This window comes from Herbaspirillum sp. (assembly GCF_017744395.1).
In the GTDB taxonomy this organism is placed as follows: domain Bacteria; phylum Pseudomonadota; class Gammaproteobacteria; order Burkholderiales; family Burkholderiaceae_D; genus Herbaspirillum.
The window spans coordinates 416,839-432,415 of the sequence record NZ_JAGIBI010000003.1; the positions used below are offsets into that span (position 1 = coordinate 416,839).

The 15,577-nt window shown below is 63.8% G+C and carries 13 protein-coding genes; 3 read left to right on the top strand and 10 right to left on the bottom strand.

From position 1 onward, the window contains the following. Positions 1 to 7: 7 nt before the first annotated feature. Genes folK through J7548_RS10725 form a run of 5 tightly spaced genes read right to left on the bottom strand, consistent with a single transcriptional unit; the run spans position 8 to position 4,518 of the window. Positions 8 to 505: a 2-amino-4-hydroxy-6-hydroxymethyldihydropteridine diphosphokinase gene (gene folK / locus J7548_RS10705; protein ID WP_290974928.1), complete on the bottom strand. Its 498-nt coding sequence runs from the start codon at positions 503 to 505 to the stop codon at positions 8 to 10. 8 nt (positions 506 to 513) lie between these two features. Further along, positions 514 to 2,055 (bottom strand): polynucleotide adenylyltransferase PcnB, encoded by a 1,542-nt coding sequence (pcnB, locus tag J7548_RS10710; RefSeq protein ID WP_290974363.1) that lies wholly within the window; start codon positions 2,053 to 2,055, stop codon positions 514 to 516. Then, positions 2,052 to 2,732 carry an HAD family hydrolase gene (locus J7548_RS10715; RefSeq protein ID WP_290974366.1) on the bottom strand — a complete coding sequence of 227 codons (681 nt, stop codon included), beginning with the start codon at positions 2,730 to 2,732 and terminating at the stop codon, positions 2,052 to 2,054. The genes pcnB and J7548_RS10715 overlap by 4 nt, the downstream gene beginning before the upstream one ends. Then, entirely contained in the window at positions 2,729 to 3,436 is a 708-nt protein-coding gene (hda, locus tag J7548_RS10720; protein WP_290974369.1) for a DnaA regulatory inactivator Hda, read from the bottom strand. Before hda ends, J7548_RS10715 begins: the two co-directional genes overlap by 4 nt. Continuing rightward, the gene (locus J7548_RS10725; protein ID WP_290974372.1) at positions 3,433 to 4,518 is read right to left on the bottom strand and encodes an AI-2E family transporter; all 1,086 of its coding nucleotides are present in this window, start codon (positions 4,516 to 4,518) and stop codon (positions 3,433 to 3,435) included. Before J7548_RS10725 ends, hda begins: the two co-directional genes overlap by 4 nt. A gap of 101 nt (positions 4,519 to 4,619) precedes the next feature. Between J7548_RS10725 and purM the strand changes: the two genes are divergently transcribed. Then, the gene (purM, locus tag J7548_RS10730; RefSeq protein ID WP_290974375.1) at positions 4,620 to 5,663 is read left to right on the top strand and encodes a phosphoribosylformylglycinamidine cyclo-ligase; all 1,044 of its coding nucleotides are present in this window, start codon (positions 4,620 to 4,622) and stop codon (positions 5,661 to 5,663) included. Between the two features lie 148 nt (positions 5,664 to 5,811). Here the strand turns inward: purM and J7548_RS10735 are convergent, their stop codons facing one another. The 5 genes from J7548_RS10735 to J7548_RS10755 form a co-directional block, all read right to left on the bottom strand. Then, positions 5,812 to 6,690 carry a peptidase gene (locus tag J7548_RS10735; RefSeq protein WP_290974378.1) on the bottom strand — a complete coding sequence of 293 codons (879 nt, stop codon included), beginning with the start codon at positions 6,688 to 6,690 and terminating at the stop codon, positions 5,812 to 5,814. Positions 6,691 to 6,834: 144 nt separating this feature from the next. Then, the gene (locus J7548_RS10740; protein ID WP_290974380.1) at positions 6,835 to 7,809 is read right to left on the bottom strand and encodes an alpha-E domain-containing protein; all 975 of its coding nucleotides are present in this window, start codon (positions 7,807 to 7,809) and stop codon (positions 6,835 to 6,837) included. Between the two features lies 1 nt (position 7,810). Next, complete coding sequence (locus J7548_RS10745; RefSeq protein WP_290974382.1) at positions 7,811 to 9,238, bottom strand: circularly permuted type 2 ATP-grasp protein; 1,428 nt, start codon at positions 9,236 to 9,238, stop codon at positions 7,811 to 7,813. Between the two features lie 279 nt (positions 9,239 to 9,517). Then, entirely contained in the window at positions 9,518 to 9,955 is a 438-nt protein-coding gene (locus J7548_RS10750) for a cupin domain-containing protein (protein WP_290974384.1), read from the bottom strand. Positions 9,956 to 10,037: 82 nt separating this feature from the next. Beyond that, positions 10,038 to 10,694, bottom strand: coding sequence for a glutathione S-transferase family protein (locus J7548_RS10755; protein WP_290974387.1), 657 nt, complete (start codon positions 10,692 to 10,694; stop codon positions 10,038 to 10,040). A gap of 156 nt (positions 10,695 to 10,850) precedes the next feature. Here J7548_RS10755 and phaZ point away from each other — a divergent pair, with 156 nt between their 5' ends. Both phaZ and J7548_RS10765 read left to right on the top strand, forming a co-directional pair. Beyond that, on the top strand, positions 10,851 to 12,077 hold the full coding sequence (phaZ, locus tag J7548_RS10760; protein WP_290974389.1) for a polyhydroxyalkanoate depolymerase: 1,227 nt from the start codon (positions 10,851 to 10,853) through the stop codon (positions 12,075 to 12,077). Between the two features lie 105 nt (positions 12,078 to 12,182). Next, a complete protein-coding gene (locus J7548_RS10765; RefSeq protein ID WP_290974392.1) occupies positions 12,183 to 15,551 on the top strand; it encodes a transglutaminase family protein in 3,369 nt (1,122 codons plus the stop codon). Positions 15,552 to 15,577 lie beyond the last annotated feature (26 nt).

Here is a 15,577-nt window from a genome sequence, read left to right on the forward strand (position 1 = left end):
GGATTTGTCACAGCTTGGTGATGTCTTGTCCGGAGATGCGGGCCAGGCAGTCTTGCCCGGTACCGATGCCGGGAATGGCGATGGCGGGTTCGATTTCCAATAGCGGCACCAGCACGAAGGCGCGTTGCGCCATGCGCGGATGCGGCACGCACAATGCGTCGCTGTCGACGACCAGATCACCATACAGCAGCACATCCAGATCCAGCGTGCGCGGGGCATTGCGGTAGGGACGTTCGCGGCCGTGCTCCAGTTCGACCTGTTGCAATGCGCGCAGCAGGTCGAGGGGAGCGAGCGAGGTGGCCAGTTGAGCGACGGCGTTGACGTAGTCGTCGCCGCTGGAGTCGACCGGCGCCGTGCGATACAGGGAGGACGTGCGCAGCAGGCGCGATTGCGGCAAGGCCGCCAGCCGCGCAATGGCCTGTTCGACCGTATGGCGCGCGTCGCCCAGGTTGCCGCCTATGCCGATGTAGGCGATGGCTTGCGGCGCGGGCGCCGGCATTTCCATCTGCTGCATCAGTCGTTGCCGCCAGCGGCGGAGGCGGGGGCGCCGCCCTCGGCATCCGGCTTGCTGCTGCGGCGTCGGCGGCGGCGCTTGGGCGCTTCGCCTGCGCCTTCCGCATCGGCGGCGTTTTCCTGTGCGGCAGGCGGGGTCTTTTCAGGAGCCGGCGCTGCTTCGGCCGCGGACTCGTTGTCCTGTTCTCCCGGCGCCGCGCCCTTGGAGCGGTTGCGACCACCGCGCCGCTTGCGTTTCTTGGGGGCCGGGCCGGCGGCGCTGTCGGCCGGCTTGCGAGCGATCAGTTCTTCGCGTTCGGCACTGCCGCCGCTGATGAAGGCGCTCCACCATTCGCCCAGTTCGGCGTCGAGTTCGCCGGATTCGCAGCGCAGGATCAGGAAGTCGTAGCCGGCGCGCAGGCGCAGGTGTTCCAGCAGCTTGTAGGGCGCCTTGCCGACGCGGCGTTCGAAGCGCGGTTGCATGGCCCAGATGTCGCGCATGTCGGACGCGATCTTGCGCTGCAGGGCGAGCTTCTCGGTCTGGGCATCCAATACGTCGTCGGCGGCCAGGTGCAGCGCGGGGATGGGATATTCGCCGGCGGCCTGGTAGGCGCGCCATTTTTCCAGCACCTGGTGCCACAGCAGCGAGGCGAACAGGAAGCCGGGCGAAACCGGCTTGCCTTCCTTGACGCGGGCGTCGGTGTTGGCCAGCGCCAGCGTCACGAACTTCTCGCCCAGCGGCTGTTCCAGCACCACGTCCAGCAGCGGCAGCAGGCCGTGGTGCAGGCCTTCCTTGCGCAACTGCTGCAGGCAGGCCAGGGCGTGGCCGCTCATGAGCAGCTTGAGCATCTCGTCGAACACGCGCGCGGCCGGCACGTTGTCGATCAGCGGCGCCATCACGCGGATGGGCGCGCTGCTGGCCGGGTCGATGGTGAACTTGAGCTTGGCGGCGAAGCGCACCACGCGCAGCATGCGCACCGGGTCTTCGCGGTAGCGCGCTTCCGGTTCGCCGATGATGCGCAGCTTCTTGGCGCGGATGTCGGCGATGCCGCCGTGGTAGTCCAGCACGGTCTGCGTGGCCGGATCGTAGTACATGGCGTTGATGGTGAAGTCGCGCCGCGCGGCATCCTCATGCTGTTCGCCGAAGGTGTTGTCGCGCAGCACGCGGCCGTGCTCGTCCTTGGGAGCGTTGTCGGAGGAGGCGCCGCGGAAGGTGGTGACTTCGATCAGCTCCTGGCCGAACATCACGTGCACGATCTGGAAGCGGCGACCGATGATGAAGGCGCGGCGGAACAATGCCTTGACCTGTTCCGGGGTGGCGTTGGTGGCGACGTCGAAGTCCTTGGGCTTGACCGACAGCAGCAGGTCGCGCACCGCGCCGCCGACGATGAAGGCCTTGAAGCCGGCTTCCTGCAGCGTTTGCGTCACGCGGATGGCGTTGGGAGAGACCAGCGCCGGGTTGATGCCATGCTGCTTGGGGCCGAGCACGTCCGGTTCCGAGGAACCGGAGGAGGCGCCTTTCTTGCCCTTGCCCAGGATCGAGCGAATCAGTTTCTTGATCATTGCGCGTGGCCGTCGAAGAGATTGATCACCGGCCAGCCGCGCGCCTGGGCATGCGCCAGCAGTTTGGCATTGGGGTTGGTGGCGACCGGATCGGTCACGAGTTCGAGCAGCGGGATGTCGTTTTGCGAGTCGCTGTAGAAGTAGCTGCGCTCGAAGCCGTCCAGCTTGAGCCCCAGCTTTTCCAGCCAGGCCTTGGTGTGGGTGATCTTGCCGGGGCCGTAGGTCGGCGTGCCGAGCAGCTTGCCGGTGATGTTGCCGTGCTGGTCCAGTTCCGGCATGGCGCCGATCAGGTGCTGCACGCCGAAGTGCGAGGCGATGGGGGAGGTCACGTAGTGATTGGTGGCGGTGACGATGGCCACCAGGTCGCCGGCGTCCAGGTGCTTCTTCACCAGGTCCACCGCTTGCGGCAGGACCGCCGGCTGGATCACTTCCGTCATGAAGCGGCGGTGCATTTCATCCAGTTGCGCGCGCGGGAAGCGCGAGAGGATGCCGAAGGCGAATTCCAGGTACTTGACCGGATCCAGCGTGCCCGCCTGGTACTGGGCAAACCATTCGTCGTTGGCTTGCCGGAAGCTGTCGGCATCGACGGCGCCGGTGCGGGCCAGGAACTCGCCCCACTCGTGGTCGGAGTCGAGCGGAAGCAGCGTATGGTCGAGGTCGAATAGGGCGAGGTTCATTGTTGTTCGGTTTCCTGTTGTAACAGATCGCGCAGCAGCGGCAGCGTAATGGCGCGCTTGGTCGCCAGCGAATAGCGGTCCAGCGCATCGAGCATGCGCGACAGCGAAGGCATGTCGCGCCGGTAATGGGTCAGCAGGTAGGGCAGCATGCCTGGCGGCAGTTCCAGCCCGCGGCCTTGGGCCGCCTGGGTCAGCGCGGCGATTTTTTCATCGTCCGACAGGCCGTGCACCTGGTAGATCAGGCCCCAGCCCAGGCGCGTGCGCAGGTCTTCGCGCAGTTCGAGCTGTGTCGGCGGCAATTCGCCGGTCGACACCAGCCAGCCGCCCTGTTCGCGGATCTGGTTGAACAGGTTGAAGGCGGCGATCTGGGCTTGCGGGCCGAGCTTGTCGGCGTCGTCGACCAGGTAATACGAGATGTGCGGGCTGTAGTCGAACGCCGATTCGGGCGCATCGGCCGGGATCAGGTGCGCCTGTTGGCCGGCCTGGTGCGCGATGGCGTGCAGCAGGTGGCTCTTGCCGGCGCCGTCTTCTGCCCACAGGTAAAGGAAGCGGTCGGTGCTGGCGCTGGCGGTATGGGCCGACTTGTCCGCGCCGGACGCGGCGAGTTGTTGCAGGCGTTGCAGCAGTTCTTCATTGCGGCCAGTGACGAAATTGTCAAAACTTTGCGGCTGGTCCGCGCTGAGATCGAGCGGAATTTGTTTCATGACTGATTGTAAAAATTACTCGCCAGGTAAGCGCGCCGCACGTGCGTAGCGATCACCGAGACGATGGCCGAGGCCGGCAGCGCCAGCAGCACGCCGACGAAGCCGAACAACTGGCCGAACGCCAGCAGCGCGAAGATCACCACCAGCGGGTGCAGGCCGATGCGTTCGCCGACCAGCTTTGGGGTCAGGAAGAAGCTTTCCAGCACCTGGCCGATGCCGTAGATCAGCGCGACCCACAGCAGGCCGCTGGCGCCGTCGAACTGCAGGATGGCGGCCAATACCGCCAGCACCAGGCCCAGGCCGAAGCCGACGTAGGGAATGAAGACCAGGATGCCGGTCAGCACGCCGACCGGCAGGGCGCTGTCGAAGCCGGCCACCGTCAGCGCCACCGAATAATAGACCGCCAGCGTCAGCATCACCAGCAACTGGCCGCGCAGGTACTGGCCCAGCAGGTCGTCCACTTCGGCGGCCATGAGGTTGATGCGCGGCGCCCAGCGGCGCGGGATCATGGTTTGCACGCGCTTGAGGAACGGGTGCCAGTCCTGCAGCAGGTAGAACAGCACCATCGGCACGAACAGCAGGTTGGCGGCCCAGGCCAGGAGCGCGGTGCCGCCGGCGCGCGCCGAGGCCAGCACGGAGGTCCACATTTCATCGCTGCTGGTGCTGATCTGCTGGGTCAGCAAGGCCTTGATGCCGGCCAGGTCCAGCCGCACGTCGATGCCCAGCTGGTGCAGGCGCGGCGAGACCAGGGCATTGAGCTTGTCCAGCAGCGGCGGGACATGCGATTGCAATTGCGGGATCTGGCGCAGCACCAGCGGCACCACGATCAGCGCCAGCGCCAGCACGACCAGGATCAGCAGCAGCACCATGACGGTGACGCCGACGAAACGCGGCACCCGCAGCGGCCCGATGCGGCGGCTGGCGATCCAGTCCACGCCCGGATTGAGCGCGTAGCCGATGATGCCGGCGGCGATGAAGGGCGACAACATGGGACCGAGCGCGACCAGCAGGGCCAACAGCAGGATTCCGACAATTAGCCACACCAGATTTTGTTTTTGCTCTTCGGACAAAGAAAAAGGCATGGAATCGGGCTTCGGGGGTGTCGGTTTTGTTAAAATCACGGTTTTGGCAGGGTTTGTTGCCCTGAATTTCCTATTTTACCGTCTTCACTGGCAATATCATCATGACTTCATCATCCAATGTCTCCCTTTCCTACCGTGACGCTGGCGTCGACATCGATGCTGGCGACGCCCTGGTCGAGGCGATCAAGCCTTTCGCCAAGCGTACGACCCGCGAAGGCGTGCTGGGCGGCATTGGCGGTTTCGGCGCCCTGTTCGAGATCGGCAAGAAGTACAAGGAGCCGGTGCTGGTGTCCGGCACCGACGGCGTGGGCACCAAGCTGAAACTGGCTTTCCATCTTAACAAGCACGATACGGTCGGTATCGACCTGGTCGCCATGAGCGTCAACGACATCCTGGTGCAGGGCGCCGAGCCGCTGTTCTTCCTCGATTACTTCGCCTGCGGCAAGCTGGACGTGCCGTCGGCCACCGACGTCATCAAGGGCATCGCCGCCGGCTGCGAACAGGCCGGCTGCGCCCTGATCGGCGGCGAAACCGCCGAAATGCCGTCGATGTACCCGGACGGCGAGTACGACCTGGCCGGTTTCGCGGTCGGCGCGGTGGAAAAGTCCAAGATCATCGACGGCACCAAGATCGCCCCAGGCGACGTGGTGCTGGGCCTGGCCTCCTCGGGCGCGCACTCCAACGGCTACTCGCTGGTGCGCAAGATCCTGGAAGTGGCCAAGCCGGACCTGAACGCCGACTTCCACGGCCGCAAGCTGGCCGACGTGCTGATGGCCCCGACCCGCATCTACGTCAAGCCGCTGCTGTCGCTGATGGAGAAGCTGGAAGTCAAGGGCATGGTGCACATCACCGGCGGCGGCCTGGTGGAAAACATCCCGCGCGTGCTGCAGGACAACCTGACCGCGGTGCTGGACGCCAAGTCCTGGACCATGCCGCCGCTGTTCACCTGGCTGCAGCAGCACGGCGGCGTGGCTGACGCCGAGATGCACCGCGTCTTCAACTGCGGCATCGGCATGACCGTGATCGTTTCCAAGGAGAATGCCGACGCTGCCGAAGCTCACCTGAAGGCGGCCGGCGAGACCGTGTACCGCATCGGCGAGATCCGCGCCCGCGCCGAAGGCGAAGCGCAGACGATCGTTATCTGACCTGAAACAAGCCCGTCGCCCTGACGAAAGTCAGGGGCCAGCGTCGTTTGTGGCGCCGGAAGCACACTTGCCAAGGCAACAACGGCATTGAATGAAAAATGGCTGCGATATTGCTATCGCAGCCATTTTTTTATTGCCTGAAAGGAATTTAGCTCGCCTGCTTGGATGAGCCGTCCTGATGCGCCAGGATCTGGCGCGGCACGGTCGGCGCATTGCGCGCGATCTCGGCCGGCGGCGGCACGCGTACCGGCTCGCTATGGTCGGACGACGACGACAGCACGTTGCGCGTGGCTTCCGGCGCGGCATCCCAGACCGGGTCGTCGATGGCCTCGAACACGCGCTTCAATTGCGAGCCCCAGCTGCGGCGGATCATCTGGAAATACTGGTTCTGCTCGTCGATGGTGACGAAACGGCTGACGGCCAATTCGTCGTTGTTGTAGAGCAGCAGGTCGAGCGGCAGGCCGACCGAGATATTGGACTTGAGCGTGGAGTCCATCGAGATCAGCGCGCACTTGGCGGCTTCGTCCAGCGTGGTCTGCGGCGTGACCACGCGGTCGATGATGGGCTTGCCGTACTTGGCTTCGCCGATCTGGAAATAGGTGTTCTCGTCGTGCGATTCGATGAAGTTGCCGGCCGAATACATCTGGAACAGACGGCAGCGCTCGCCCTTGATCTGGCCGCCGAAGATGATGCTGACGTTGAAGTCGATGCCGAACTTGCTCAGCTCGGCGGCTTCGCGGTCATGCACCGCGCGGATGGCGTCGCCCAGGATCTGGGCCGCTTCGTACATGGAGGTGGCGGTCCAGATGCTGCGCCCTTCGGCGTTGGTGCGCTCGTTCAGCATCTGGCGGATCGATTGCGAAATCGAAAGGTTGCCGGCAGTCATCAATACCATGACGCGATCCCCGGGATTTTCATAGACGCTCATCTTGCGGAAGGTGCCGATATGGTCGACGCCCGCATTGGTTCGCGAATCGGAGAGGAATACCAGGCCGCTGTTCAGGCGCATGGCAACGCAATAAGTCATGATGTGATCTGATAAATGTAAATACCGGATTCTACAGGAAGCCCCGCCGGCAAAGGCTGCGGGCGGGGCTGGCTGTCGCCGCTTACCTACATTCACGGCACATTTCGAGATTTTCTTAGGCGGGGCAGGTGATTTTTTGTATTTTCATGCTGCCAGGGGGACCAGGAAATCCCGGCTGATGCGATTGCCCAGCTCGAAGATGCGTTCCAGGAATACCGTCAGGTAATCGTGCAAACCAGCGTCCAGCACTTCCTCGATACGCGCGAACTTGAGGTCGGCATGCAGCTTGCCGGCGAAGCGTTCGGTGTCGGCCGAGACGTCGTTGTGCACGTTCTTCAGGTTCGACAGCACATGGCCCATGCAGGCCAGCAAGGAACGCGGCATGTCGGGGCGCAGGATCAGCAGTTCGGCCACCCGCTCGGGCGTGATGACGTCGCGGTAGACCTTGCGGTAGATCTCGAAGCCGGACACCGAGCGCAGGATCGCCGCCCAGTAGTAGAAGTCGATCTGGCCGTCGCCGTTCTTGCCCGGTTGCCCTGGTTGCGTTTGCGACTGGCTTTCGCGGGCGCCGTGGAATTTGACGTCGATGATGCGCGCGGTATTATCGGCGCGTTCCAGGAAGGTGCCCAGGCGGATGAAGTGGAAGGCCTCGTCTTTCAGCATGGTGCCGATGGTGACGCCGCGCGAGAGGTGCGAACGGTGTTTGACCCATTCGAAGAAGTCGCTCGGGCTGTGCTCCAGCGCATTGGTCTGCAGGTAGGACTGCATCTTGATCCAGGTGGCGTTCTGGATTTCCCAGGCCTCGGTGGTCAGCGCGCCGCGCACGGCGCGCGCGTTCTCGCGCGCCTGGCGCAGGCAGGAGGCGATCGACGACGGGTTGTTCGGATCGCGCACCATGTAGTCGATGACGTCCTGCTGCGTGAGCTTGTCGTATTTCTGATTGTAGCCGTAGAGCAGCTCGGAGATGCCGAGCACGGCGCGCCAGCCTTGCTCGGCGTCGTCGGCCGATTGCGGCAGCAGGGCGGTCTGCACATGCACGTCGAGCATGCGCGCGGTGTTTTCGGCGCGCTCGGTATAGCGGGCCATCCAGAACAGGTGATCGGCGGTGCGGCTGAGCATCTTATTTCTCCAGTATCCAGGTGTCCTTGGTGCCGCCGCCTTGCGACGAGTTCACCACCAGCGAGCCTTCCTTGAGCGCCACGCGCGTCAGGCCGCCCTTGACCATCGTCACGTTCTTGCCGGACAGCACGAACGGGCGCAGGTCGAGGTGGCGCGGCGCGATGCCGGCCTCGACGTAGGTCGGGCAGACCGACAGTGCCAGCGTCGGCTGGGCGATGTAGCCGTCGGGCTTGGCGATGACGCGGGCGCGGAAGTCCTCGATCTCCTGCTTCGTGGATGCCGGGCCGACCAGCATGCCGTAGCCGCCTGCGCCGTGCACTTCCTTGACCACCAGCTTTTCCAGGTTGGCCAGCGTGTAGTCGAGGTCGGCCTGCTTGCGGCACTGGTAGGTCGGCACGTTGTTGAGGATCGGCTCTTCCGACAGGTAGAACTTCACCATGTCGGGCACGTAGGGATAGATCGACTTGTCATCGGCCACGCCGGTGCCGATGGCGTTGGTCAGCGTCACCTTGCCGGCGCGGTAGGCCTGCAGCAGGCCCGGCACGCCCAGCGCGGAATCGGGACGGAACGCCAGCGGGTCGAGGAAGTCGTCGTCGATGCGGCGGTAGATCACGTCCACGCGTTTGGGGCCGCGCGTGGTGCGCATGTAGACCACGTTGTCCTTGACGAACAAGTCCTGGCCCTCGACCAGCTCCACGCCCATCTGCTGGGCCAGGAAGGCGTGCTCGAAATAGGCCGAGTTGTACATGCCGGGCGTCATCACCACCACCGTCGGATCGGTCACGCCGGCCGGCGCCACCGAACGCAGGTTGTCCAGCAGCAGGTCGGGATAGTGGGCTACCGGGGCGATCTTGTGGCGCGTGAACAGGTCGGGGAATAGGCGCATCATCATCTTGCGGTTCTCCAGCATGTACGACACGCCGGAAGGCACGCGCAGGTTGTCTTCCAGCACGTAGAACTCGCCCTCGCCGGCGCGCACGATATCGACGCCGGCGATGTGGGCGTAGATGTCGCTGGCCACGTTCACGTCCTGCATCTCGCGGCGGTATTGCGCGTTCTGGAAGATCTGCTCGGGCGGGATGATGCCGGCCTTGACGATCTTCTGCTCATGGTAGATGTCGTGGATGAACATGTTGAGCGTCTTGACGCGCTGCACCAGCCCCGCTTCCAGCTTGGCCCATTCGGCCTTATGGATGATGCGCGGGATGATGTCGAAAGGGATCAGCCGTTCGGTGCCGGCGTCGTTGCCGTAGACCGCGAAGGTGATGCCGACGCGGCGAAAGATCAGGTCGGACTCGGCACGTTTGCGGGCGATGGTTTCCGCCGACTGCGACGCCAGCCAGCTGGCGAATTCGGCGTAGTGCTGGCGCACTTGCGGGTTGTCGCCTGCGGCGATTCCCGAATACATCTCATCGAAAAAATGTGCCATAGATTTGATTCGTTTTCCTGTGTGGGCAGGAAATTTTCCGGGTTGAATTTGACGACAAGCGAGACGTGATGATTTCTGCAAACGCGCATGCTTGCTGGCGTTTGCCGGTTAAGCCTAGCAGAGGCATCTGGTTTTGGACAGTGGAAAATTACATGGTGGGGACCTTTTCTCCGTGGTTGTTTTACGTTCTTGCATACGTTCGAACAAATCTGAAAAAATGTGTCCCGTTTCATCGATGTCAGTGCGCTGATGAAACGGAATGCACGGTCGCAACCTCGCCTAATTCCACGGCGTGGGCGGCGGTACGGCACACGGGCCGGGCATGTCGATGGTCGTGAAATTGGCCGGACTGACGATTTCCAGGTATTCCATGTCGGGCGAATAATCGAACAGGAAATGTACGATGCCGGGCCGCTGGTGTACGCAATCGCCGGTTTTTACCAAGGTGACCTGGTCTTCATACATGAAGCGCGCCCATCCCTTGAGCATGATGACGATGTGGAAATTGGCCTCGTGCCGGTGCCACCCGGTGCCTTGTTCCGGCGCCATGTTGGCCTTGACCAGCTGCGCCACCACCTGCCCGCCGGTGGCCGCGGCGATGCCGAGGTCGCGGTAGAGGAAAAAGTCACGCAATCCTCCCGATTCGTAGGGCGTGTCGCCCTCGCAGACATGCGAGAACGTGTTCGCTGCCGATACGCTTTGATCTACCGTATTCATCACATCCATCCTTTCCGCGGCGTCCCGCATTTGGCTTGCGACAAAAACAGGCGCGGCGGCTGCCGCACCTCAAAAGCAGTGTTCAGAATTCCACATCCAGCTCATCAATATCCTCGGGTTCCTTCTTGGCGGCGGCGATCCATTCCTGCATTTCGGGCATGGCCATGATGCGCTTGCCGTAGGCCGCGCACACCGGGTCCAGCGGCACGCCGTAGGTGACGAAGCGCGTCACCACCGGCGCGTACATGGCGTCGGCCATGGTGCGCTGCTCGCCGAACAGGAACGGGCCGCCGTACCGGGCCAGGCATTCCTTCCAGATGGTGGTAATGCGGGCGATGTCGGCCTCGGCGCGCGACCACACCTTGAAGTTGGGGAAGTGCGCCTTGAGGTTCATCGGCAGCGCCGCGCGCAGCGCCGAGAAGCCCGAATGCATCTCGCCGCATACCGCGCGGCAGTGCGCGCGCGCCGCCTGGTCGGCCGGCAGCAGCAAGGCCCGGGGGCGGATTTCGTTGAGGTATTCGGCGATGGCCAGGGTGTCCCATACCAGCACGTTGCCGTGCTTGAGGCTGGGCACCAGGATGGAGGAGGAGAGCAGCAGGATCTCCGCGCGCATGGCCGGATCGTCCGGCGGCACGATGTCTTCTTCGAACGGCAGTCCCGCGAACTTGACCAGGAGCCAGCCGCGTAATGACCAGGAAGAGTAGTTCTTGCTGGTGATGCGCAAAGTCGTCTTAGGCATGTCAGTCCTTTATCCGTCTTATTGGTTGGCTTGCCGGTATGCTTGCAAAGCCCGTGCCAGCCCATGGGATTGTCGCGCCGCCGATCTCAATGGCATGCATATTGCATCGCATCCCCACTGCGAACCGACAAGAAAAGACGGAAGGGCGGCGTCCTCATGATCGATACCTATCAGTTCTACCAGCAATACGCAGACGCCACCGATCCGCTACGGGCTTGCGCCGGGATGATGGCGCCCCTGTTCGGATACGAATGGCCGGGCGTGCCGGCACATCCGCTGATGCGCAAGCTGGCGTCGGCGTGTGAAGTCTTTTCGCGTACCCGGCTTACCCATGCGCGCCCGGATTTCGGGATCGACCAGGTTCAGGAAGATGGTTGCACAGTTCTGGTGCATGAGGAAGTCGTCGCCGCCACACCCTTTTGCAGCTTGCTGCGTTTCCACAAGGAAACGTCGGACAGCCAGCCCAAGGTCCTGGTGGTGGCGCCCATGTCGGGCCACTTCGCTACCTTGCTGCGCGGCACCGTCAGCGTGTTGCTGCGGCATCACGATGTCTACATCACCGATTGGCACAATGCGCGCGATATCCCGCTGGAACACGGCAAGTTCGGCCTGGATGAGTACGTTTCCCATATCATTTCCTTTCTCGAAATCCTGGGGCCGGGCGCCCATCTGCTGGCGGTGTGCCAGCCGACTGTGGCGGCCCTGACCGCGGCGGCCGTGATGGCCGGGGACGGCAATCCGGCCCAGCCGCGCACGATGACGCTGATGGCCGGCCCGCTCGATACGCGGGTCAACCCCACTACCGTCAACGCGCTCGCCAAGAGCAAGCCGATCGAATGGTTTGAGAAGAACATGATCAGCACCGTGCCGACCCGCCATCCGGGGCGCGGGCGGCGCGTCTATCCGGGTTTCATGCAACTGGCGGCGTTCATGAACATGAATTTGAACCGCCATGTCGACGCATTCCGAAACCTCTATCGCCACCTGGTAGAGGGAGAAGACGAGAAAGCGCTGCAGATCAAGACTTTTTACGAGGAATACTTCGCCATGTCGGACCTGCCGGCCGAGTTTTACCTGGAGACTGTGCGCACGGTGTTCCAGGAGCATGCATTGCCGCTGGGCACGCTCACCTATCGGGGCGATGCGGTCGACCCGCGCGCCATCCGCCGCACCGCGCTGTTCACCATCGAGGGGGAGAAAGACGACATCTGCGCCGTCGGCCAGACCGTCGCGGCACAGGAAATGTGCAGCGGCATCCGGCCCTATATGCGCTTGCACCATGTGCAGACGGCGGTGGGGCATTACGGTGTGTTCAATGGCCGACGCTGGGAAAACGAAATCTATCCGCGCCTGCGCGATTTCATTAATATGCATCACAGGTAGGCGCGCGGCACAGCCGCAGTCGATAGGGAGAATAAAGCACCATCCAGCCTGCCTTCCGTACCCGGCAAGGCACCTCTCATTTTTTGCTCGCCGTAAAGGATCACCATGTCAATTCACGTGGCGCTGAACCATGTCACCTCGTACCATTATGACCGGGCCATCAACCTGGGGCCGCAGGTCATCCGGCTGCGGCCCGCGCCGCATTGCCGTACCCGCATCCTGAGCTATTCGCTGCGCATCCTGCCGGAGCCGCATTTCATCAACTGGCAGCAGGATCCGGAAGCGAACTACCTGGCCCGGCTGGTGTTCCCCGAGCGGACGACCGAATTCAGGATCGAGGTCGACCTGGTGGCCGAGATGTCGGTCATCAATCCGTTTGACTTTTTCCTCGAGCCCTACGCGGAGGAATTTCCCTTCGAATACGCCGAGGAATTGCAAAACGAATTGCTGCCTTACCGGCAGAAGCTGCCGCTGTCGCCGCTGTTCAAGGAATTCCTGGACGGCATTTCGCGCGAGAAAACCGGCAGCGCCAATTTCCTGGTCGCGCTCAACCAGAAGCTGGCCAATCACATCGCTTACACCATCCGCATGGAACCCGGCGTGCAGACGCCGGAGCAGACGCTGGAACTGAAGTCGGGTTCATGCCGCGACTCGTCCTGGCTGCTGGTGCAATTGCTGCGCCATCTCGGGTTGGCGGCGCGTTTCGTCTCCGGCTACCTGATCCAGCTGACGGCCGACCAGAAATCGCTGGACGGCCCCTCCGGCCCGGAAGCCGACTTCACCGACCTGCACGCCTGGTGCGAGGTCTACCTGCCGGGCGCCGGCTGGGTCGGGCTGGATCCCACTTCCGGCCTGTTTGCCGGGGAAGGCCATATCCCGTTGTCATGCACGCCGGAGCCGGCGTCGGCGGCGCCGGTGTCGGGCCTGGTCGATCCCTGCGAAGTCGAGTTCGAACACCTGATGAGCGTCAAGCGTATCTGGGAAGCGCCGCGCGTGACCAAGCCCTATAGCGAGGAGCAATGGGCCGAGATCGAAGCGCTCGGCCATGCCATCGACCATGACCTGGCCGCCGGCGACGTGCGCCTGACCATGGGCGGCGAGCCGACCTTCGTCGCGCTCGATTATCCGGACGAGCCGGAGTGGAACACCGCCGCCATGGGGCCGACCAAGAAGCCGCTGGCGGCCGACCTCTACCACCGCATGCGCGACAAGTACGCCGCGCAGGGCCTGCCGCACTTCGGCCAGGGCAAGTGGTACCCCGGCGAGCAGTTGCCGCGCTGGGCGCTGAACTGCTACTGGCGGCGCGACGGCGAACCGATCTGGCTGAACCCGGCATTGATCGGTGACGAGACCAAACCGAACGTGGCCGACAAGAGCATTACCAGCCGCTTCCTTCAGCGCGTGGCGCAGCGCCTGAAGGTGGACGGCAAGAACGTGTTCCCGGCGTACGAGGACGTGTTTTACTACATGTGGCGCGAGCGCCGCCTGCCGGGCAATGTCGACCCCTTCGATTCGCGGGTGGATGACAAACAGGAACGCGAACGCCTGATGCGCGTGTTCACGCAGGGGCTGCAAAGCGAAGTGGGCCATGTGCTGCCGCTGGCGCGCCGTTTCGACGGCAGCGGCTGGCAAAGCGGCAACTGGTTCCTGCGCAGCGAGCGCTGCTACCTGTATCCGGGAGATTCGCCGCTGGGTTATCGCCTGCCTCTCGATTCGCTGCCCTGGGTCAGCGGCAGCGAATATCCGGCGGTATATCCGGCCGACCCGTCGCAAGCGTTCAAGGCGCTGCCCAGCGCCGCCGAGATTCGCCGCCAGATGGGCGGGCCGCAGGACGCGCCATCGCGTGCGGCCAAGGCCGCGCACGCGACACACTCAACGCACGCGACACATGCAACACACGCAGGCCATGCCGCCCATGCCGGCGATGCAGCGCCGGCCCATGCCGAATCGGCCAACTGGATCACCCGCACGGCCTTGTCGGCCGAGGTGCGCAATGGCGTGTTCTACCTGTTCATGCCGCCGCTGGCGCAACTGGAGCATTACCTGGAACTGGTCGCCGCCATCGAGGCGGTGGCAGAGGAACTCGGCCAGCCGGTGCTGCTGGAAGGCTACGAGCCGCCCAACGATCCGCGCCTGCGCAAGTTCAGCGTCACCCCCGACCCCGGCGTGATCGAGGTCAATATTCAGCCGGCCAACAACTGGGGCGAACTGGTGGAGCAGACCACCCACCTGTACGACGCCGCGCGCGCATCCCGCCTGACCACCGAGAAATTCATGCTGGACGGCCACCATTCCGGCACCGGCGGCGGCAACCACATGGTGCTGGGCGGCATCACCACCGGCGACTCGCCCTTCCTGCGCCGGCCCGACCTGCTGCGCAGCCTGATCTCGTACTGGCACAACCATCCGTCGCTGTCCTACCTGTTCTCGGGCATGTTCATCGGCCCGACTTCGCAGGCGCCGCGCATCGACGAGGCGCGCAACGATTCCACGGTGGAGATCGAGCTGGCCTTCAGCGAAATGGACAAGCAGGTCGCCAAAGGCGACTGCCCGCCGTGGCTGGTGGACCGCCTGCTGCGCAATTTGCTCATCGACGTCACCGGCAACACCCACCGCGCCGAGTTCTGCATCGACAAGATGTATTCGCCCGACAGCGCCACCGGCCGCCTGGGTTTGCTGGAATTGCGCGCCTTCGAGATGCCGCCGCATGCGCGCATGAGCCTGACCCAGCAGCTGTTGCTGCGCGGCCTGGTGGCGCGGTTCTGGAAGCAGCCGTACCGGCCGGCGCGGCTGGTGCGCTGGGGCACCGAACTGCACGACCGCTTCCTGCTGCCGCATTTCATCGAACAGGATTTCCGCGACGTCATCGACGACATGAACGAGGCCGGCTATCCGATGCGGGCCGAATGGTTCGCGCCGCACATGGAATTCCGTTGCCCCAAGATCGGCGACTACGCGGTCAAGGGCATGCAGATCGAGTTGCGCACGGCGCTCGAACCCTGGCACGTGCTGGGCGAGGAAAGCACGGCCGGCGGCACCGCGCGCTATGTGGATTCGTCGCTGGAACGGCTGCAGGTGAAGGTCTCGGGCATGGCTTCCGAGCGCTATGTGCTGAGCTGCAACGGCGTCTCGGTGCCGCTGCAGCCCACCGGCACGGTCGGCCAGTTCGTGGCCGGCATCCGTTACCGCGCCTGGCAGCCGCCGTCGGCGCTGCATCCGACGATCGCGGTCGACACGCCGCTGACCTTCGACCTGATGGATACCTGGAACGGCCGCAGCCTGGGCGGGTGCCAGTACCACGTGGTGCATCCGGGCGGACGCAACTACGAGACTTTCCCGGTCAATGCCTTCGAGGCCGAAAGCCGCCGCCTGGCGCGCTATTTCCGCCTCAACCATACGCCGGGGAAGTTCGACGTGCAGCCCGCGCGGCCGTCTGCGGAGTTTCCTTTTACGTTAGACTTGCGCTACTTTTAACCCAACCGGGCGCCCCGTATCGCCTT